Annotated in this window: 21 protein-coding genes; 8 read left to right on the forward strand and 13 right to left on the reverse strand. The window is 42.2% G+C overall.

All coding sequences use genetic code 11. The features are described 5' to 3' along the window. The first annotated feature begins 411 nt into the window (after positions 1 to 411). Together SALWKB2_RS02745 and SALWKB2_RS02750 are read left to right on the forward strand one after the other, a co-directional pair. On the forward strand, positions 412 to 645 hold the full coding sequence (locus SALWKB2_RS02745; protein ID WP_025330157.1) for a hypothetical protein: 234 nt from the start codon (positions 412 to 414) through the stop codon (positions 643 to 645). 679 nt (positions 646 to 1,324) lie between these two features. Continuing rightward, a complete protein-coding gene (locus SALWKB2_RS02750; protein ID WP_025330158.1) occupies positions 1,325 to 1,918 on the forward strand; it encodes a hypothetical protein in 594 nt (197 codons plus the stop codon). Between the two features lie 51 nt (positions 1,919 to 1,969). Here SALWKB2_RS02750 and SALWKB2_RS02755 read toward each other — a convergent pair whose 3' ends face one another. The 3 genes from SALWKB2_RS02755 to SALWKB2_RS02765 all read right to left on the reverse strand — a co-directional run bounded on the left by SALWKB2_RS02755 (position 1,970) and on the right by SALWKB2_RS02765 (position 5,336). Then, a complete protein-coding gene (locus SALWKB2_RS02755; RefSeq protein WP_025330159.1) occupies positions 1,970 to 2,533 on the reverse strand; it encodes an RNA 2'-phosphotransferase in 564 nt (187 codons plus the stop codon). Between the two features lie 445 nt (positions 2,534 to 2,978). Then, positions 2,979 to 4,013: an NAD(P)-dependent alcohol dehydrogenase gene (locus tag SALWKB2_RS02760; RefSeq protein WP_025330160.1), complete on the reverse strand. Its 1,035-nt coding sequence runs from the start codon at positions 4,011 to 4,013 to the stop codon at positions 2,979 to 2,981. Between the two features lie 573 nt (positions 4,014 to 4,586). Next, on the reverse strand, positions 4,587 to 5,336 hold the full coding sequence (locus SALWKB2_RS02765) for an amino acid ABC transporter permease (protein ID WP_025330161.1): 750 nt from the start codon (positions 5,334 to 5,336) through the stop codon (positions 4,587 to 4,589). Between the two features lie 235 nt (positions 5,337 to 5,571). On the opposite strand from SALWKB2_RS02765, the gene ribF reads away from it, so the two are divergent. The 6 genes from ribF to SALWKB2_RS02795 all read left to right on the forward strand — a co-directional run bounded on the left by ribF (position 5,572) and on the right by SALWKB2_RS02795 (position 12,462). After that, the gene (ribF, locus tag SALWKB2_RS02770; protein ID WP_025330162.1) at positions 5,572 to 6,501 is read left to right on the forward strand and encodes a bifunctional riboflavin kinase/FAD synthetase; all 930 of its coding nucleotides are present in this window, start codon (positions 5,572 to 5,574) and stop codon (positions 6,499 to 6,501) included. A gap of 90 nt (positions 6,502 to 6,591) precedes the next feature. Next, the gene (gene ileS / locus SALWKB2_RS02775) at positions 6,592 to 9,378 is read left to right on the forward strand and encodes an isoleucine--tRNA ligase (protein WP_025330163.1); all 2,787 of its coding nucleotides are present in this window, start codon (positions 6,592 to 6,594) and stop codon (positions 9,376 to 9,378) included. A gap of 104 nt (positions 9,379 to 9,482) precedes the next feature. Continuing rightward, the gene (gene lspA, locus SALWKB2_RS02780) at positions 9,483 to 9,968 is read left to right on the forward strand and encodes a signal peptidase II (RefSeq protein WP_038648696.1); all 486 of its coding nucleotides are present in this window, start codon (positions 9,483 to 9,485) and stop codon (positions 9,966 to 9,968) included. Positions 9,969 to 10,011: 43 nt separating this feature from the next. Then, the gene (ispH, locus tag SALWKB2_RS02785) at positions 10,012 to 10,953 is read left to right on the forward strand and encodes a 4-hydroxy-3-methylbut-2-enyl diphosphate reductase (protein WP_025330165.1); all 942 of its coding nucleotides are present in this window, start codon (positions 10,012 to 10,014) and stop codon (positions 10,951 to 10,953) included. After that, on the forward strand, positions 10,950 to 11,666 hold the full coding sequence (locus SALWKB2_RS02790; protein ID WP_025330166.1) for an ABC transporter ATP-binding protein: 717 nt from the start codon (positions 10,950 to 10,952) through the stop codon (positions 11,664 to 11,666). Before ispH ends, SALWKB2_RS02790 begins: the two co-directional genes overlap by 4 nt. Next, positions 11,653 to 12,462, forward strand: coding sequence for an ABC transporter permease (locus SALWKB2_RS02795; RefSeq protein WP_025330167.1), 810 nt, complete (start codon positions 11,653 to 11,655; stop codon positions 12,460 to 12,462). The genes SALWKB2_RS02790 and SALWKB2_RS02795 overlap by 14 nt, the downstream gene beginning before the upstream one ends. A gap of 117 nt (positions 12,463 to 12,579) precedes the next feature. On the opposite strand, the gene iscX is transcribed toward SALWKB2_RS02795, so the two are convergent. The 10 genes from iscX to SALWKB2_RS02845 all read right to left on the reverse strand — a co-directional run bounded on the left by iscX (position 12,580) and on the right by SALWKB2_RS02845 (position 19,430). Continuing rightward, a complete protein-coding gene (gene iscX, locus SALWKB2_RS02800) occupies positions 12,580 to 12,774 on the reverse strand; it encodes a Fe-S cluster assembly protein IscX (protein WP_025330168.1) in 195 nt (64 codons plus the stop codon). A gap of 80 nt (positions 12,775 to 12,854) precedes the next feature. Beyond that, positions 12,855 to 13,196 (reverse strand): ISC system 2Fe-2S type ferredoxin, encoded by a 342-nt coding sequence (gene fdx / locus SALWKB2_RS02805; RefSeq protein WP_025330169.1) that lies wholly within the window; start codon positions 13,194 to 13,196, stop codon positions 12,855 to 12,857. Between the two features lie 72 nt (positions 13,197 to 13,268). Further along, positions 13,269 to 13,895, reverse strand: coding sequence for a glutathione S-transferase family protein (locus SALWKB2_RS02810; protein WP_025330170.1), 627 nt, complete (start codon positions 13,893 to 13,895; stop codon positions 13,269 to 13,271). Positions 13,896 to 13,948: 53 nt separating this feature from the next. Continuing rightward, positions 13,949 to 15,817, reverse strand: a complete 1,869-nt coding sequence (gene hscA / locus SALWKB2_RS02815; protein WP_025330171.1) for a Fe-S protein assembly chaperone HscA — start codon at positions 15,815 to 15,817, stop codon at positions 13,949 to 13,951. Between the two features lie 89 nt (positions 15,818 to 15,906). After that, on the reverse strand, positions 15,907 to 16,410 hold the full coding sequence (gene hscB / locus SALWKB2_RS02820; protein ID WP_025330172.1) for a Fe-S protein assembly co-chaperone HscB: 504 nt from the start codon (positions 16,408 to 16,410) through the stop codon (positions 15,907 to 15,909). Positions 16,411 to 16,553: 143 nt separating this feature from the next. Further along, positions 16,554 to 16,874, reverse strand: coding sequence for an iron-sulfur cluster assembly protein IscA (iscA, locus tag SALWKB2_RS02825; protein WP_025330173.1), 321 nt, complete (start codon positions 16,872 to 16,874; stop codon positions 16,554 to 16,556). Positions 16,875 to 16,907: 33 nt separating this feature from the next. After that, on the reverse strand, positions 16,908 to 17,186 hold the full coding sequence (locus tag SALWKB2_RS02830) for a TraR/DksA C4-type zinc finger protein (protein WP_037475645.1): 279 nt from the start codon (positions 17,184 to 17,186) through the stop codon (positions 16,908 to 16,910). Position 17,187: 1 nt separating this feature from the next. Further along, positions 17,188 to 17,571: a Fe-S cluster assembly scaffold IscU gene (gene iscU, locus SALWKB2_RS02835; protein ID WP_025330175.1), complete on the reverse strand. Its 384-nt coding sequence runs from the start codon at positions 17,569 to 17,571 to the stop codon at positions 17,188 to 17,190. Positions 17,572 to 17,704: 133 nt separating this feature from the next. Continuing rightward, on the reverse strand, positions 17,705 to 18,919 hold the full coding sequence (locus tag SALWKB2_RS02840) for an IscS subfamily cysteine desulfurase (RefSeq protein WP_025330176.1): 1,215 nt from the start codon (positions 18,917 to 18,919) through the stop codon (positions 17,705 to 17,707). A gap of 40 nt (positions 18,920 to 18,959) precedes the next feature. Further along, positions 18,960 to 19,430, reverse strand: coding sequence for a Fe-S cluster assembly transcription factor (locus tag SALWKB2_RS02845; RefSeq protein ID WP_025330177.1), 471 nt, complete (start codon positions 19,428 to 19,430; stop codon positions 18,960 to 18,962). Positions 19,431 to 19,503 lie beyond the last annotated feature (73 nt).

Consider the following 19,503-nt stretch of genomic DNA (forward strand, 5'->3'; position numbering starts at 1 on the left):
GTGTTTATGGAATTATGATAGATATTTTTTAGTAATTAGTCCCTGGGAACCAGGTTATAAATTTGATCCTTCTGTTATTTCTGAAAAATATAGATTGAGTCTATCTGATACAGATGATTAATTATTTAAATATCTCAATTGCGAAATTGAAGTTTTTTGTTAATAAATTTATTAAAATATTACAAATAAATAGAATAAAATTTATATTCAATTAGAGTCATTTAATTTAGTCATAGTTAATAATAATTAAGATAGGCTAACAATATATATAGCCTTAATGAAATGAAGATTATATATAGTACAACAGAAACTAAAAATTTTTAGGATAAAAGTTGAAAGTAGAGAAAGAAGAGGAGTAGTATCAAAAAAAGTAAGGTGAAAGTAGATGCTTTTATTAAATAGGGAGTTACGATGAAATATCAAGATGGTAGTGAAATAAGGGCAGGAGATGAGATTCTTCTTGACGGAGGAATGACTGGTGTTGTCCTGTGCTGTTTTGATTCGAGTGAATATACTCCTGAGTTTGATTATGATAATTGGATTGATTTATTTAAGACCGGGCTGATGGTAGATTCGGATCAAATAGGTTTAATTTATTATTCTGAGCCAGATTTAGAATTTGAATTAGTTAGTAGAAAAAAATAGTTTATTAATTATATTAGAAATTTTGTTAATCATCGAATTTATAAAGATTCGTCTATATTGGAAATAATTAAAATTGGTATTATGTTCATAAATTTCATTATGTTTTTACTTGGAGTAAAGGGGAGTCAGTGCCATTGATAGCGAGGTTGATAAAAGAGTTAAAGAAATACTCAAAAAAGTAATAAATTTGAATATGATTCAAAACAATATTTAGATATTCTTCCAGAAAAACAACTCAGGAGAGCAATATATAGTCTCAGAAAACTATTATATTTATGCAGAGATTTCTTCAGAAGAAATGTTTAAGTTTATAGTTTATATGCTTTCTGATGATGAAATAATATTCAAGGTTAGTTTTTTGATTTTACTTTCTATGTTGCTTTAAAGATAAATTTTAATAGTCTTCAAATTTTAAATTGAAAAAATGGAGATTTTATGTGTAAGTTGTGACAACTTTTATCGTATGAACAGATTATTAAATCAGTTATTTAATAGGCAAGATTTAATGAATTAGATTGCAGATATGATTGAAAAATTAATAGAATTAATTCAGTTTTTATTGTATCATTTTATTCTATTCTGTTAGATAGTGATAATAAAGAAATCATTCAGTATATTTCGTCAATTATCTATAGTAATAAGTTAGTGAATAAACTATCTGATGAGGAGTAATATAGTAATGAGTGCCTTTGATGAAGAGATTGAAATTGAAATTGATGAGATAATCAAAAAAAGTAATAATTTTGGATATGATTTAAAACAATATTTAGATAATCTTCCAGAAAAACAATTAAGAAGAGCTATATATATTTTATCAAGACACTATTATCATATGGATGTTTCATCAGAAGAAATGTTTAAATTTATAGTTTATATGTTTTCTGATGATAAAATAATATCCCAAGTTACTTTTGATAATTTTGCTTATTATTTTGTATCGATGAGAGATTTTAATAGTGCTCAAAAATATAAATTGAAAAATATAGTAATGGAAAAAATGGAGATTCTATGCAGAAATTCCGTTGACCCTTATAATATGAACACTTTATTAAATCATTTATTTAGTAAGCAAGATTTGATGGATTATATTGCAGATCTAATTGAAAAATTAAATAGAATTAATTCTGATTTTATTACATCATTTTTCTCGATCTTATTTTATAATGACTATAAAGAAGTTATTCAGTATATTTCGTCGATTATCAATAGTAATAAGTTAGTAAATAAACTATCTGATGAGGAGTTAACTCTATTGAAAAGACAAATTTTGTAAACTCTTCGTTTTTAATAAAATATTGTTTTTAAATATTTATAATTTATTTGCTCATTCATATGGTTGTAAATATTGTTTTGGTACGGTTTGAACCAGCCATACTCCATTTTCCGCCAGATAGAATTGATATCCTGCCTGATACATTATTAAGGCGTGTATTTGCAGCACAATAGGGCTGCCATGACGTGTGCCGACTTTTATCGCAGTATTCACATCTGCTGACAGATGTACATAATGGCGGCTCCCTGCGATTAATCCTTGCTGTTTGATTGAATCCATAAATCTTGTGGCTGTACCGTGATATAAAAACTCTGGCGGTTTTTGCGCATTATGACTGATATGGACCTGATCAGTTGAATATCCTTGTGCTGCACGAATTTTTAAGCCATCTTCAGATATGGTAAATCGTTTTTTATCACTTGTTTTAACAACCACCTCGATAATATCTCTGGTGAATTGTTCTCCATGCAGGTTTGCCTGTTTGATTAAATATTCTATATTTACCCATCCCTGCTGATCTAAGGTGATATCTATTGTTTCCGGCTTATGTCTTAAAATATAGCTTAGAAATTTACTGGTTTTGATAATTTTCTCTGACGTTAATTTTGTATTCATATGTTCTATATTGTATTAATTTGAAACCATAGCTTATTAAGTTAAGTATTAGTTCATTGGTGTTGTGTTGGCTGATTTTAATATAGTGAATGTATATTAAAAATGAGGAATAGTATATGTTAAAAATATAAGATTGGTTGAAATATAGTTAGTTATGCTGAAAAATTTATGAAAATTCAGGGCATTAATTTTTACTATGAGGTTAACTTAAAGTATTGATGGGTAATGATGCGGTAAAAAATATATGAGGTCAGTAAAATTGTTAATGAAAATGAGTTATTGCGAAACAAATTTTCTTTTTAAGCTTGGTCTGCGTTGACACAACAGCTACTGGATGGTTTTTTATTGATGATAGTAATTAATTGTTTATCGCTTCAAAGCACGTGGATTTTATAGAATCAGGCTGTGGTTATAATATTGCTCAGCCTGATTCTATTAGGAAAGATTAAGGTATTAGTACTGCACGGCCATTAATCTGCCCTTTAATCAATTTATCGTATACTTCCAGAGCCTGTGAAAGGGGGTAGGTGGTGTATTCGATATTTATAATACCTTTTCTTTTCATGTCCAGTACTTCCATCAGTTCAACCCGTGAACCCCAATAGGGTGTACAAAGCGATGCTCCCCATGGCTGATTCATGCAGTGCCAGTCGAGTTTGCCGCCACCCAGACCAACTACTGTCCAGTCGCCGTTTAATCCGACTGTTTGTGCGCCCAAAGTGAGAGTTGGCTTATTGCCAACAAAATCAAGTACGACTGCACATTTCTTCACACCGGTAATACGGGTAATTTCTTCGACAATGCTATCGGTATCGCGGTCGGTACGTATTACATAATCTGCACCATATTTTTTGGCCAGTTCCAGTTTTTCATCATTGATATCACCGGCAATAATGGTGGCTGAATATAGCTTTTTCAGGATTTGTACAGCCATATGTCCTAAACCACCTATGCCGATTACGAGAACAAAAGCAGACGGTGTTATTTTGCCGGCAGAACGTTTAATTGCATGATAGGGAGTTAAGGCTGCATCGGAAAGAGGAGCCACTTCTTCCGGGTGCAGGTCATGCAAAGGTACGAGTAAACGGCTGGATGGAACAATCATGTATTCAGCCATGCCACCATTGGTACCCAGTCCACCGCCGAGGATCGGAGATTCCGATTGATGCTCACAGTAGTTTTCCATAGATTGCTGACAAGGCTGGCAATGTCCGCAGCCCCATGGTCCGTATACCATGACTGCATCGCCTACTTTAAAATCGGTTACTCCTTCGCCCAGTTCTTCAACCCATCCGGCATTTTCATGTCCCAGGGTAAATGCAGGAGCACCTGCAGGGATACCACTTTCGATCAGGTGTATATCTGAGTGGCACACGCCGGCTGCGCCGATTTTAATCAGCATTTCACCGGCTTTGGGTTTTGGTTTTTCGATTTCATCTATGCGGATATCGTGTTGTGCATGTAATCTGACAGCTTTCATGTTTTTCTCTTTTTCTGTTGATAAGATAAATATATAAGTTAATAGTTAATCAATTTGTTTAATTTGTGTCAAGTTACTAGTTTTTATTATATATTTTGTTTATTTTAATAGTTCTGTTTTTTTATGTTATTTTTAAATTAAATTTGTATTTTTCTGCTGATTTATCTGATTTTTTTATTCTGGATTTTGTTTAAATCTATAGTACAAATTTTTAAAATGTAAATAAAGCTGTATCAATTAAGATATTTTTGATATATGTCTCCTGATGAGTTTCATCATTGATACTAATCGATAACTGACTGGTGTTATTTATGATGATTAATATTTGATAGCTGATTCAAATAGATTTTTTCAGTGTTGGATTTGCAATTTGAAATAGCTGGTTTGCAATAATATTGATTGGGTCGGAAAACCATATGTAATAAATGTAATTGATTTGACTCTGGTGTCAGTAAAGCTATAAATCAGTTTGTACATTGGTGTTATGAGGTTGAATTCTGCTATTTTATAAAATGAAACAGGACGGTTGATTTTTAACCGTCCTGTTCTCATGTTGTTGATTTATGTCTAAGCTCAGTGCTGATAACCTTTATTGTATTTTTTCTCCAGCCATGAGAAGAACCAGCTTAAGGCGATGGTCATTATCAGATAGATTATGGCAATGGTGTATAGCGGTGTCTCGTAGTTAAGATAACGTCCGGCTGCTGCGCGGGCAGCAAAAGCTAGTTCGACTACGGCGATGGCGGATAAAAGTGAGCTGTCTTTAAGTAAGGTAATAAATTCGTTACCAATTGGCGGCAGCATACGGCGGATAGCCTGTGGCAGAATGACATAGCGCATGGCTTGTGTATAACTCAGACCAAGAGAGCGGGAGGCCTCGAATTGTCCGCGGTCTATTGATTGGATGCCTGCACGGAAAATCTCGGTAATGTAGGCTCCTGAATTAACTGAAAGTGCAAGTACGCCGGCAATCAGTGCACCGTAGCTGCGGCGCAGTTCGACAGCCAGATCGCCGCTGATAATCAGACCGTCAGCAGGGTTGATAAGCAGTGGAAACCAGACAAAATACCAGATGAAAATCTGTACAAACAGGGGGGTGCCGCGGAAAATGGTTACATAGAGCAGGGAAATCTGGCGCAATGACCATACGAAAGCACGCATGGGCAGCCCGCCTTTTTCAATGCGGATAATGCGTGCAAGGGCAAAAATCAGACCGAGAAGTGTGCCCATAAATGTGGAAATCAGGGTGACGCCGAGTGTTGTAAGCGCACCGTAATAAAACATTTCACGGTATTCGTAGATGATGTCAAAACGAAAGGCCATTGTGTTACCTAATAAATTTTCTGAGGTGTTGCTGGCTATTGATAGCCTTAGCGTCAGGTTGGCGGCTATTTTAGCAAGAAATAGGGGGATAACTGTATTAAAATTTGTTTGTTCTTGAGAATAAAGTGGATTTGATGGTTGAAACGGCTGGAAAATCCTGAGCAATTGCGCTGGCTAAGGTTAGCTGAAATGTTTACAATGATACGTTTTATTATTTGATTTATTCAAGAATTGTATGCGAGTTTGGTTGGGGAGCGGGCAGCAGCCGGATTGGCCGGATGGTACTGCGGTGACTATCGGTAATTTTGACGGGGTTCATTGCGGGCACCGGCATATTTTGATGCGTTTGCGTCAGGAAGCCGGACAGCGCGGGCTTAGTTCGGTGGTGATGATGTTCGAGCCGCAACCACAGGAATTTTTTGCGCAGCAGGCAGGGAAAACTTTGCCGTTTCGTCTGACTCCGCTACGCGATAAGCTGGATCTGCTTGCTGCAAGCGGCTGTGTTGATGCGGTTTATGTTGTGCGGTTTAATCAGCAGTTTGCAGCTATGCAACCGATGGATTTTATCAGTCAGATGTTGGTCAGGCATTTGCACACGCGCTATTTGCTGGTAGGTGATGATTTCCGCTTCGGTACACGGCGCAGCGGTGATTTTACTTTATTGCAGGCGCAGAATGAGTTTGTTACTGAGCACACGCCTTCAATTGTGGTTGAAGATGTGCGCGCATCCAGTACTGCGGTGCGGATGGCACTGGCTTCAGGTAATCTGGCTTATGCACAGTTGTTGCTGGGGCACGAGTATACGCTGAGTGGTCGTGTGAAGCACGGGGCTAAACTGGGGCGTGAACTGGGTTGTCCTACTGCTAATGTGCATTTACCGGCTTTGCACTATGCTCTGAACGGGGTATTTGTGGTCGATGTATCCGGAGCTTTCGGGCGTAAGCGCGGGGTAGCCAGTTTTGGTAAAAACCCGACTGTGTCTTCGGGCAGTTTACAAAAGCTTGAAGTGCATATTTTTGATTGTGAAGATGATTTATACGGGCAGCGTTTACAGGTGCATTTTTTGCATAAGCTGCGCGATGAGCTGAAGTTTGAATCGCTGGCTGCGTTACAGACGCAGATTTTTGCTGATATGGAAGCTGCCCGAATATGGCAGGCTGCCTGAATAGCAGGATTATGTTCGGGTGGCCGTAAAATTTATTGAACTGAATTTATTCTGAATATTAAAAGTTAAATATATTTTAAAGAGAAAGTCATGACTGACTATAGTAAAACAGTAAATTTATTGGATACGCCGTTTCCAATGCGCGGTAATCTGGCCAAGCGTGAAGGCGGCTGGCTGAAATCTTGGTATGAACAGAAGCGTTATCAGAAACTGCGTAAATTGGCAGCGGGAAGACCTAAGTTTATTCTGCATGATGGTCCTCCATATGCAAATGGTGATATTCATATCGGCCATGCTGTAAATAAGGTATTGAAGGATATTATTATCCGGAGTAAGACGCTGGCTGGTTTTGATGCACCATATGTTCCGGGCTGGGATTGTCACGGTTTGCCGATTGAGCTGATGGTGGAGAAAAAGCACGGCAAGAATATTCCGGCTGCAAAATTCCGCGAGTTATGCCGGGAATATGCACGGGAACAGATTGAACGGCAGAAAAAAGATTTTATGCGTCTGGGTGTACTGGGTGACTGGGAACATCCATATCTGACTATGGACTATCAAACTGAGGCAGATATTGTGCGTACGCTGGGACGAATTCAGCAGGGCGGTTATTTGTATCGTGGTGAGAAGCCGGTACAGTTCTGTCTGGATTGCGGCTCTTCGCTGGCAGAAGCAGAGGTAGAGTATAAGGATAAGGTTTCTTATGCGATTGATGTGGCTTATCAGTTTAAAGATAATGCTGCTGTGGCGAAAGCTTTCGGATTGAATGAGCTGCCGGGTGAGGTATATGGTGTTATCTGGACAACAACTCCGTGGACTTTGCCGGCCAGTCAGGCAATTTGTGTTGGACCTGAAGTGGTTTATCAGTTGATTGATACGCCTAAAGGTAAGCTGGTGCTGGCTAAAGAGCTGGCTGAGGCGGCTTTAGCCCGGTTTGGTTTTGGTGCGGATGATACGGCGGTACTGGCTGAAACAGCTGGCCGGCAACTGGAAAATCTGCATTTAAATCATCCGTTTCTGGATAGAGATATTCTGGTATTACTGGGTGACCATGTTACTACCGAAGCTGGTACTGGTATGGTACATACTGCTCCGGCACATGGTCTGGATGATTATTTTGCCTGTCTGCGCTATGGGATTAAGTTGTATAACCCGGTAAATGCTGAAGGGCGCTATATCAGTGATGTGCCACGGTTAGCCGGTATGACAGTCTGGGAAGGTAACCCGGTGGTAATCGACTGGGTTGCGGAAGAAGGTAAGTTACTCTCTAATGGCAAAATTACCCATAGTTATGCACATTGCTGGCGCCATAAAACACCATTGATTTACCGGGCAACCGGTCAGTGGTTTATCGGTATGGATAAGGAAGGTACCGATGGTAAAACATTGCGCAATAAGGCTATGAATGCTGTTGATGTTACTGAATTTTTCCCTGCATGGGGACGTGCGCGTCTGGAGGCAATGATTGAAGGGCGTCCGGACTGGGTGGTTTCCCGCCAGCGTTACTGGGGTACTCCGATGGCGTTTTTTGCGCATAAGGAAACCGGTCAGTTGCATCCGCGTTCGGCTGAGTTACTGGAAGAGGTAGCTAAGCGGATTGAGCAGCACGGAATTGAAGCCTGGTTTGCATTGGATAAGCATGAGCTGTTAGGGGCTGATGCAGATGAATATGAAAAGCTGCCGGATACGCTGGATGTCTGGTTTGATTCGGGCAGTACGCATTATGCAGTATTGCGTCAGCGCCCTGAACTGGCATGGCCGGCTGATTTGTATCTGGAAGGTTCGGATCAGCATCGCGGCTGGTTTCAGTCTTCATTGCTGACAGCTTGTGCAACGGTTGGCAGTGCTCCTTATAAACAGTTGCTGACGCATGGTTTTGTGGTGGACGGTAATGGACAGAAGATGTCCAAATCTGTTGGGAATGTGGTTGCACCACAAAAGGTCAATGACAGTCTGGGTGCTGATATTCTGCGCCTGTGGGTGGCTTCTACCGATTACTCCGGTGAACTGGCCATTTCTGATGAAATTCTGAAACGGGTTTCTGAAAGCTACCGTCGTTTGCGCAATACGCTGCGTTTTTTGCTGGCCAATCTGAGTGATTTTAATCCGGAAACGGATGCAGTGGCGATTTCAGATATGCTTGAGCTGGATCGCTATGCTCTGGTATTGGCTCAGCAGTTGCAGGAGCGCGTAGCCAATGATCACTTTACCCGTTATGCATTCCATTTTGCGGTACAGGATATTGTGCATTTCTGTTCGGAAGATATGGGTGCTTTCTATCTGGATATTCTGAAAGACCGTCTGTATACAATGCAGGCAGACAGCCATGGCCGTCGGAGTGCACAAACTGCGCTTTATCATATTACGCGTAATCTGGTGTTGCTGCTGAGTCCGATTCTGTGCTTTACGGCTGAAGAAGCCTGGGCTGTTTTAACAGGTAATGATGAGGATAGTGTGCTGTATCATACTGCACATGTGTTCCCGTCTATGGCTGAGGTGGAATTAGCCGGTCTGGCACAGAAATGGCAGGCAATCCGTGCAGTAAGAGATACTGTTAATGCGGCGATTGAGCCTTTGCGTGCTGATAAGAATGTTGGTTCGTCATTGCAGGCAGATGTGGCTATTCGAGTACCGGCGGATATTCTGCCTTTTGTTACGGCAATTGGTGATGAGTTGCGCTTCGTGCTGATGGTTGCCAAGGTTACTGTTGAGCAGGGTGATGAGCTGTCGGCTACGGTCACTGTTGATCAGGGTACTAAGTGTGAACGTTGCTGGCATTATACAAATGATGTGGGTTCTGACTCGTTACACCCGACAATCTGCGGTCGTTGTGCACTTAATATCGACGGTGCCGGTGAACAGCGGTTATATGCTTGATGCGGGTTAATGATTTTAATATTGCCGGTTATTTTGGCATGATTTGAATGATTCAGGCGTAATTGGTTTGGCCGGTTACGCCTGTTTGTTTTTTAGGGAAGGTTATGCTGAGTAAAAAATTGTTTTTATATGGTGCAATTATTATTGCGGGGCTGATAGCTGATCAGTTAACGAAATATCTGGTTTTATGCCATATTCAATATCTGGAAAGAATTACGGTAATACCGGGTTTTTTTGATCTCACACTGACATATAACCCCGGCGCGGCGTTCAGTTTTCTTGCAGATGCCGGAGGCTGGCAAAAATTCTTTTTTATGGGACTGGCTCTGGTGATTTGTGTTTATCTGTTACGTGCAATTATCCGTGATGAATTCGCAAAGCTGGGTAAAGTTGCTGCAGCCATGATTATAGGAGGGGCCGCAGGTAATGTAATAGACCGGCTGGTGCACGGGCATGTGGTTGATTTTCTATTGTTCTACTACCATAATTGGTTTTATCCGGCATTTAATGTTGCTGATAGCCTGATTTGTGTCGGTGCGGTGTTGCTGGTGCTGGAAAGTATTTTCCATCAGAAGAAAAAGGCGGTCTGATTGATTCGTCTGTGATGAATTCAGCCAGGTAACGGGATGTTTAATGAGTGACAAAAAGATTTTACTGGCCAATCCGCGTGGATTCTGTGCCGGTGTAGACCGTGCTATCAGTATTGTAGAACGGGCACTGGAAGAGTATGGTGCTCCGATTTATGTACGGCATGAAGTAGTACACAATAAGTTTGTGGTTGATAATTTGCGCAATAAGGGTGCGGTATTTATCGAAAATCTAGATGATGTGCCTCCTGATGCGACGCTGATTTATTCTGCTCATGGTGTATCTCAGGCTGTACAGCAGGAAGCAGTTGCACGCGGCTTTCGTATTTTTGATGCTACGTGTCCTCTGGTAACTAAGGTTCACCGACAGGTATCTCGGCTGGATGAACAGGGTTATCAGATTATTATGATTGGTCATAAAGGCCATCCTGAAGTTGAAGGAACGATGGGGCAATTGCCACCGGGTGTGATGTTGCTGGTGGAAACAGTTGCTGATGTGGCAAGTTTACAGGTCCGCAATGAAGAAAAGCTGGCGCATGTGAGCCAGACAACGCTTTCGGTTGATGAAACCAGCGGTATTATTGCCGCTTTAAAACAGCGTTTTCCTCACATTAAAAGTCCGCATAAAGAGGATATTTGTTATGCAACCACCAATCGTCAGGATGCAGTGAAAAAACTGGCTGCTACCTGTGATGTGGTGATTGTGGTGGGATCTCCTAATAGTTCGAACAGTAATCGTTTGCGTGAAGTGGCAGCATTATTGGGTGTTGATGCCTATATGGTTGACAATGCCGGCTGTCTGCAAACACGGTGGTTCAGTGGTAAGCATCAGGTTGGTATTACAGCCGGTGCTTCAGCACCTGAGGTACTGGTGAATGATGTTGTACAAACTATTGTTTCCTGGGGATACCCGACAGTTACCGAAGGTGCTGGTGTGGAGGAAAATATTATGTTTGTTCTACCGAAAGAACTGCGTGGCTCATCATGAATACGCCGATTTTATCCGGTGAGGGTGTGTGTCAGCGTGCCCATGATGATGGCAGGATGTTATTACAGGATATCGATTTTCAGCTCTGGGCTGGTGCGCGTGTGGCAATCAGCGGTGCATCCGGGGCAGGAAAATCGGTTTTTTTACGTACGATTTCTCTGCTGGATTTACCAGCTTCGGGCACGCTGTATTGTCATAATCAGCCGGTTCGTCTGAATGCACACTGTATTGCACAGCATCGCAGCCAGATCGCTTACGTACGGCAGCAGGCGGTGCTTGTTCCGGGTACAGTGCGTGATAATCTGTTTTTACCTTTTACTTTGCATCATTATCAGCATAAAAAATTTCAGCCAGATAATGTACAGCGGGTGTTAGAAAGTATGGGTAAAGATGGTAATTTTCTGGAACGGGATGCAACGGATTTATCCGGAGGAGAGGCTCAGCTGGTGTGTCTGTTGCGTATATTGCAATTAAATCCGCCGGTTTTGCTGCTGGATGAGCCAACGGCTTCTCTGGATGAAGATTCGGCACAGGCCGTACAAAAGCTGGTCGGTCAATGGCAGGAAGATAATCCTCAGGCTGCCTACATTTGGATTTCACATAGTGAGCAGCAGATTAATCAGGTAGGTGATGAAATCTGGTATCTAGATGCCGGCCGGATTACTCACACCAGAAAATCAACACGGGCGGGAGGCAATAATGCAGGGAACTAATTATATTAGTGTTGCAGAACTGGCTCTGGCTTCATTGCTGATTCTGGTGAGTGCCGGTGTTTCATTATGGCTGAAGCTTGGATTGACAAAACGTATTCTGATTTCAGCAGTTCGGGCTATTGTGCAGCTGTCCGTTGTGGGTTTGTTATTAAAATGGATATTTGCCTCTAATCAATGGTACTGGGTACTGTTGATTATTGTTGTTATGACTGTGATTGCCGGTTTTTCTGCGCGTTCACGGGGCAGTTATGTATATCGTGGTCTGACCCGTGATGCTTTATCATCTGTATGGCTGGCTTCGTGGTTAAGTGCTGCTGTGGGATTATATGCGGTACTGCATATCCGCCCATGGTATTCACCGCAGTATGTGATTCCCCTTCTGGGGATGGTATTGGGTAATTGTCTGACAGCTGTAGCATTGTGTCTGGACCGTTTAACACAGGATTTACGTCAGCAGCAGGCTCGTGTAGAAGTGATGCTGTCTATGGGCGCTACTGGCTGGGAGGCTTATCGGGATACTGCGCGAGCAGCGGTAGTAGCAGGGATGTTACCAACAATTAATCAGTTGAGTGTAGTGGGGTTGGTAAGCTTGCCGGGTATGATTACCGGGCAGATTCTGGCTGGTGCCTCTCCTGATCAGGCAATCAGATTTCAGCTATTCACTATGTTTCTGATTTGTGCCGGTTCTGCCGGTGGTTGCTTATTATGTGCGGTTTTTGTTTACCGGCATGTATTTAATCGCTGCTGGCAATTTTGCAGCTGGCGCTTGCGACGCAGAAAAACTGATAAGATTTAGTGATTTAATTTATATATTAAACAAACCGGTTGCCTATAGAAGTCGGCAACCGGTTTGTTTCAGTTATAAGCCGGACATCATCTGTTCGGATATTCTGATAAGTTTAGATGACTAAATTCAGGCAATTTCATCAATCCATGCCTGCTGAACCGCTTCGAGTATGCGCTCGCCGCAGTGCTCAGGGTTGTCATCAAATTCTGGTAAAGCCAGTATCAGATCACGCAGCTGGGTAAAGCGGATGTTAGTAGGGTTGATGTCTTCGTAGCGGTCGGCCAGTTCTTCGGCGATTCGGTGTATATCAGTCCATTTCATGGTTTAAGCCTGCACTTAATTAGATAATTAAAAAATATTATTAAATCAATCGGTTTAGAGAGTATTCTTATTAAGTAAGGTTAATGCTCTTCACGTGCATGATTGATGGTATATTTTGGAATTTCGATGGTAACATCACTATCAGCTAGACGCGCCTGACAGCTCAGGCGTGAATCGGCTTCCAGCCCCCATGCCTGATCAAGTAAATCTTCTTCCTGTTCAGTCGGTTCAGGCAGGCTATCATATCCTTTGCGAATAAGAACGTGACAGGTTGTGCAGGCGCAGGATTTTTCGCAGGCGTGTTCAATTTCAATATCATGCTCAAGTAATGCATCACAAATACTGGTTCCTGTGGGAATGTCACTTAAAACTTTACCTTCAGGACAGAGTTGAGGATGGGGCAGTACAGTAATTTTGGGCATGGTAATTCCGTGTTTCTAAATAAAGCAGGCGTGTCCGGTTTTAAAATAAAACCATTCACGCCGAATATGTTATTAAATTATACCTTGTACTTTCAGTACGGTGGATACACCGGTATCAGCACTTACGCGCTGATAGAATTTACTCAGATTATGATATGCGCTCAGATCAATGTTACATCTTTTTGTCCAATGTGCTTCTATAAAAATGTAAACATCTGCAATAGTGATATTATCGCCAGTCAGGTAATCCTGCTGAGCAAGAATATTATCAACTAAGGAAAATAAATTTTTCAGAGCAGAACTAGCATAGGCCTTCAGATTCTCCTGTGCTTTTTCATCATCTACCATGCGAGCTGCATAGAAATAAGGTTTAAAGCTCATGTGTAAATCAGAATTGGCAAAGGCCAGCCATTGGCGGGCCAGGGCTCGTGCTTTGGGATCATGTTGTGCTGTAACGCCATAGATACCTTTATCCGGTGCAAGATCATTGATGTAATCAATGATTGCCACATTCTGACGCAGTGCCCAGTTGCCGTCAGTCAGTAATGGTACTTGCCCCTGAGGGTTCAGTGCCAGATATTCCGGCGATTTGATTGTGTCGCGACCTACCTCTTCAGCGGTATATTCAAGTCCGCTCCATTCTAGTGCCACATGCGGTATAAATGCACAGGTGTTTGGTATGTAATATAGCTTTAACATGATGTTATCTCCATCGTATCGGCAGACAGTTCAATTTGTCTGCATTTGAAATGTCAGATTTCTCTGACGTTTTTACCTTGCAAAGCTCGTTGGATATTGCGGTTCATGCGTTTGGCAGCAAATTCATCAGTTGCGTGATTTAATGCATGAATAGCATCACGAATATCCTGAGCATCTCCTTGCTGGATTTGTTGTTGGGTGTGTTCCAGTGCAGTTTGAATAACCTGTTGTTCATCATGGCTAAGTAAGTCTGCGTCTATAGACAGGGCATTGGTGACCGCCGCAATAATGCTTTCTGCTTCTACTGTGGCTTCTGTACGGGCACGTTGTCTGGCATCGGTTTGTGCATGAGTAAAACTGTCTTTCAGCATTTGGGTAATAACGCTATCGTCAAGTCCGTACGAAGGTTTTACTTCAATATGAGCCTGTACCCCTGTAGTTTGTTCGCGGGCAGAAACAGAAAGCAGACCATCGGCATCAACCTGAAATGTCACCCGTATGCGTGCTGCTCCGGCGGCCATCGGCGGGATGCCGCGGAGTGTGAATTGTGCCAGACTGCGGCAGTCTGCGACTAATTCACGCTCACCCTGTACAACATGAATCATCATGGCTGTTTGCCCGTCTTTAAAGGTTGTAAAATCCTGAGCGCGTGCTGTAGGTAGGGTACTGTTGCGCGGGATAACCTTTTCAACCAGTCCGCCATAAGTTTCCAGCCCGAGTGATAACGGAGTTACATCCAGTAACAGCCATTCATCATCATTTTTATTGCCTGCCAGTACATTGGCCTGCATCGCAGCTCCCAATGCTACAACCTCATCCGGATTAAGGTTATTCAGCGGAGTCTGACCAAAGAAAGTGGCTACAGCCTGCTGTACATGCAGCATGCGCGTAGCTCCGCCTACCATAATTACCCCTTTTATCTCACTTTTACTGATGCCGGCATCGCGCATTGCCTGTTTAACCGGCTCTAGTGTTTTGGCTACCAGAGGCTGAGTTAGCTGATGAAAGGTGTCACGGCTGATATCAGTGAGGATTTTTTGTCCGTTAGAAAGAGTGGCGGCAATGGTGGTTGAAGTTTCACTTGTCAGAGCTTCTTTGGCTGCACGTGAAAGTGATTGTAATAATGCGCTATCCTGTGCATTTAACTGTGATAATTTATTCTGTTCCAGCAACCAGCAAAACAAACGCTGGTCGAAATCGTCACCACCCAGAGCACTGTTACCGTTTGTTGCTTTTACTTCAAACAGACCGCGGCTTAAGGTTAAAACTGAAACATCAAATGTTCCGCCGCCAAGATCATAAACGATAAATGTTCCTTCAGCGGCATTGTCCAGACCATAAGCAATTGCAGCCGCGGTGGGTTCATTCAGTAAGCGTAAAACATGCAGACCGGCCAGACGGGCAGCATCTTTAGTTGCCTGGCGCTGTGCATCGTCAAAATAGGCCGGTACAGTAATCACTGCGCCGGCAAGTTCACCACCGAGTGTGTTTTCTGCACGGGTTTTCAAAACACGGAGAATATCTGCAGAGACATCTATCGGGGTTTTATTTCCTGCACGGGTGTGAATGCTGATAATGCGTTCATCATTAGTAAAATGATAGGGCAGATAACGGGTTTCAGACTGATTTTTGATATCTTCAAGAGTACGACCAATCAGACGTTTAGCTGAACTGATGGTGTTGGCCGGATCAATACGCTGTGCTTTTAATGCATCTGTGCCTACTTCCGGTACGCTATCCTGCTGGTAGCGGACAACAGAGGGCAGGGTAATCCTTCCCTGTTCGTCTGCGAGACATTCGGCATAACCACTGCGTACGGTTGCAACTAAGCTATTAGTTGTGCCTAAATCAATGCCTACAGCATGACGATGTTCATGCGGTACAGCGGAAAGGCCGGGTTCGGCAATTTGCAATAAAGCCATAATCTGAATTTAGTCCTGATTTCTTAAATATTACTTAATACTTCGATTTTTTATCAAAGCATATCTCTGATACATTGATTCTGATGATGTCAGGGAAGCGCAGCTTGAATTTCACTTTGTAATCTGTGTAAAAAACGCCCCTGGCGTACCAGCTCTGCTGCTTTTTCCGGCTGATTCTGTATAAAGGCCGCATCCAGTTGCTGGTATAAGCCGGTTTGTTCGAGCTCAATAGTGGCTGCAAGTTCTTTAAGTGTTGTCCAATCAGCTTCTGCACGGGCGTCTTCGAGTGTTTCACGCCATTGCATCTGCTGCATTAAAAACTCAGCCGGAAAGTGCGTATGCTCTGGTGCATCCGCATCTACTCCCTGTTGTTTCAATAAATATGCAGCCCGGTCAAGCGGATTGCTCAGAATACGATAAGCTTCGTTAACGGTAGCAGCCATCATCATGGCCTGCTTTTGTTCAAAAGCACTTCTGGCAGCAAATTTATCCGGATGGCACTGTGCTGCCAGCAAGCGATAATTCTGCTCCAGTTGCTTATCATCAATATTGAACTGTTCAGGTAATTGGAAAAGCGCAAAGTATTGGTTCATGTGGCTCACCTTTATGGTGAAAATTGGGTCAAAGCTAAAGATACCGGACATGAAAAACAGGCTTTTCGCAAAATTTGGCTGTAATGCTGTATTTTGCTTATCGGCCAGCAGAATTACGACATTCCGGCAATAGGGTTATTTATTTAAACATGAAAGCTTTCACCACAACCGCATTCATCTTTGGCATTGGGGTTGGCAAATTTAAAACCTTCCTGTAATCCTTCTTTAACAAAATCCAGTTCAGTACCATCAAGATAAACATGGCTTTTAGGATCAACAAATACTTTGACACCATGTTGTTCAAACAATAGATCTTCCGGCTGGATGTTATCAACAAATTCAAGAGTATACGCCATACCCGAACAGCCACTGTTTTTAACCCCGAGACGAATACCTTCGCCTTTACCACGTTTGGTCAGATAATTGCTAATATGCTTAGCGGCTTTTTCAGTCAGAGAAATCATATTCTCACCTGTTGGAAATTTGTCCTGAATTTACTATGCAGTACCTTCAGGGTTTTTACAATTATGATTAAAACGACGTTTGTAAGATGAAAGAAATGAGCGCTTAATGGCAATATTTTCTTCACAGTTAATACAAAAACGTGTACCAGGAAACTGAAGCTGATGTTCAGATGATATTGATTCACCGCATTCCAGACAAAATTGACTGGTACACATTCTGATATCGTTTAGGCGTACTGCATTAACCGATTGATTGTCATTATTTTCAGTAGTGGGTTCGTTGTTATTTGCGGTACTGCCAAAAATCATCATATTACTCGTTATGTTTTTTTCGATAATCAGCTACAGCAGCCTTAATAGCATCTTCTGCCAGAATAGAACAATGTATTTTTACTGGCGGTAATGCTAGTTCTTCAGCAATGGCACTGTTTTTAATAGCCAAAGCCTCATCCAGACTCTTACCTTTAACCCATTCTGTAATCAGACTTGAAGAAGCAATAGCAGAACCGCAGCCATAAGTTTTGAATTTGGCATCTTCAATAATACCGTTATCACTTACTTTGATTTGTAATTTCATTACATCGCCGCAGGCTGGTGCGCCTACCATACCGGTACCCACGCTCTGGTCACCCTTTTCAAAAGAGCCGACATTGCGCGGATTTTCATAATGATCAATGACTTTGTCACTGTAGGCCATAATAAGTTCCTTTTACAATTCTTCTGATGCCAGAATAACTACAATTGCTTTTATATTCGCAGCAAATAACCTGTTTTTAGTGTGCAGCCCTGCGATATAGCAGGGCAGAATATATCGTTTCAGTCTGAGCTGATTAATGTGCTGCCCATTCGACACTACTCAAATCAATGCCTTCCTGATGCATTTCCCACAATGGAGACAATTCGCGTAATTTACCGATTTTGGATTTAATCAGTTCAGCAGCATAATCAATCTCGGCTTCGGTAGTAAAACGTCCGAATGTAATACGCAGAGAGCTGTGCGCCAGCTCATCATTGCGACCCAGTGCGCGCAGTACATAGCTTGGCTCCAGACTTGCGGAAGTACAGGCAGATCCGCTGGAAACAGCAATATCTTTAACAGCCATAATCAGACTCTCACCCTCAACAAAATTGAAGCTGATATTCAGATTCTGATACACGCGATGTTGTAAATCACCATTGATATATACTTCTTCAACACCTTTAATTGCATTGAGAAAACGGTCACGCAGTGCTTTAGCATGAGCATTGTCTTTATCCATTTCCAGACGCGCCAGACGGAATGCCTCACCCATGCCGACAATCTGATGAGTAGCCAGTGTACCGGAACGGAAACCACGCTCATGCCCGCCGCCATGCATCTGTGCATTCAGGCGGACACGGGGTTTGCGGCGTACATACAAAGCTCCAATTCCTTTAGGGCCGTAGGTTTTGTGTGCAGACATACTCAACAAACCAATCTGATTGGCTTTTACGTCAATATGAACTTTACCGGTAGCCTGAGCGGCATCGACGTGAAAAATGACTCCTTTTTCAGCACAAAGTGCACCAATAGCTGCAATATCCTGAATCACACCGATTTCATTATTTACCCACATCACACTGACTAAGGTTGTATCTGGGCGGATAGCAGCTTCCAGCTCTGCCATATCAATCAAACCATTTTCCTGTACACCCAGATAGGTAACTTCGAAGCCTTCTCTTTCCAGCTCTCGCATGGTATCCAGAATAGCTTTATGTTCAGTTTTGACCGTAATCAGATGCTTACCTTTACTGGCATAAAACTGTGCCGCACCTTTCAATGCCAGATTGTCAGATTCAGTGGCTCCTGAAGTGAAGATAATTTCTTTAGAATCCGCACCAATCAAAGCAGCAATTTCATTGCGTGCATTTTCTACGGCTTCTTCTGCCTGCCAGCCAAAGCTATGGCTATTGGATGCCGGATTACCAAAAAATTCCGTCAGGTAAGGAATCATTTTTTCAGCCACACGCGGATCAACCGGTGTTGTAGCTGAGTAATCAAGGTAGATAGGAAGTTTTACGGTCATTGTCGTGTTCTCTTTAAATATCTATGGCTGCGCCGGAGTATTAATGCAGATTAATTAAGGTAACTGGCTGCTCCGGGTTGCTTTTTTTTTCATTACTGTTGTTATGGTAAGTTCGCTGATTCAGAATGCATTGCAAAGTAATGCCGCGCAAATAGCTGTCTATGGTTTTATTCAGATTTGCCCATAAGTCATGAGTCAGACAAGGTGAACCGTCCTGACAATCAGCATGACCGCCACAAACGGTAGCATCCAGCGTGTCTTCCGCTGCAGAGATAATATCTGCAATATTAATCTGAGCAGCATCATGACTCAGTACATAGCCGCCCCCCGGCCCGCGAATACTTTCTACCAGCCCGGCACGGCGTAATTTTCCGAACAGCTGCTCAAGATAAGACAGGGAAATGCGCTGGCGTTCACTTATTGCAGTCAGGTTTACTGCACCAGATTGCGCATGCATGGCTAAATCCAGCATAGCAATGACGGCAAAACGCCCTTTGGTGGTTAAACGCATGACAAAACCCGAAACAGATTGACAATGTATGAATTATCTAATACCCGACAATTTTAGTCAACTTTATTCATGG

It is taken from the genome of Snodgrassella alvi wkB2 (assembly GCF_000600005.1).
GTDB lineage: Bacteria > Pseudomonadota > Gammaproteobacteria > Burkholderiales > Neisseriaceae > Snodgrassella > Snodgrassella alvi.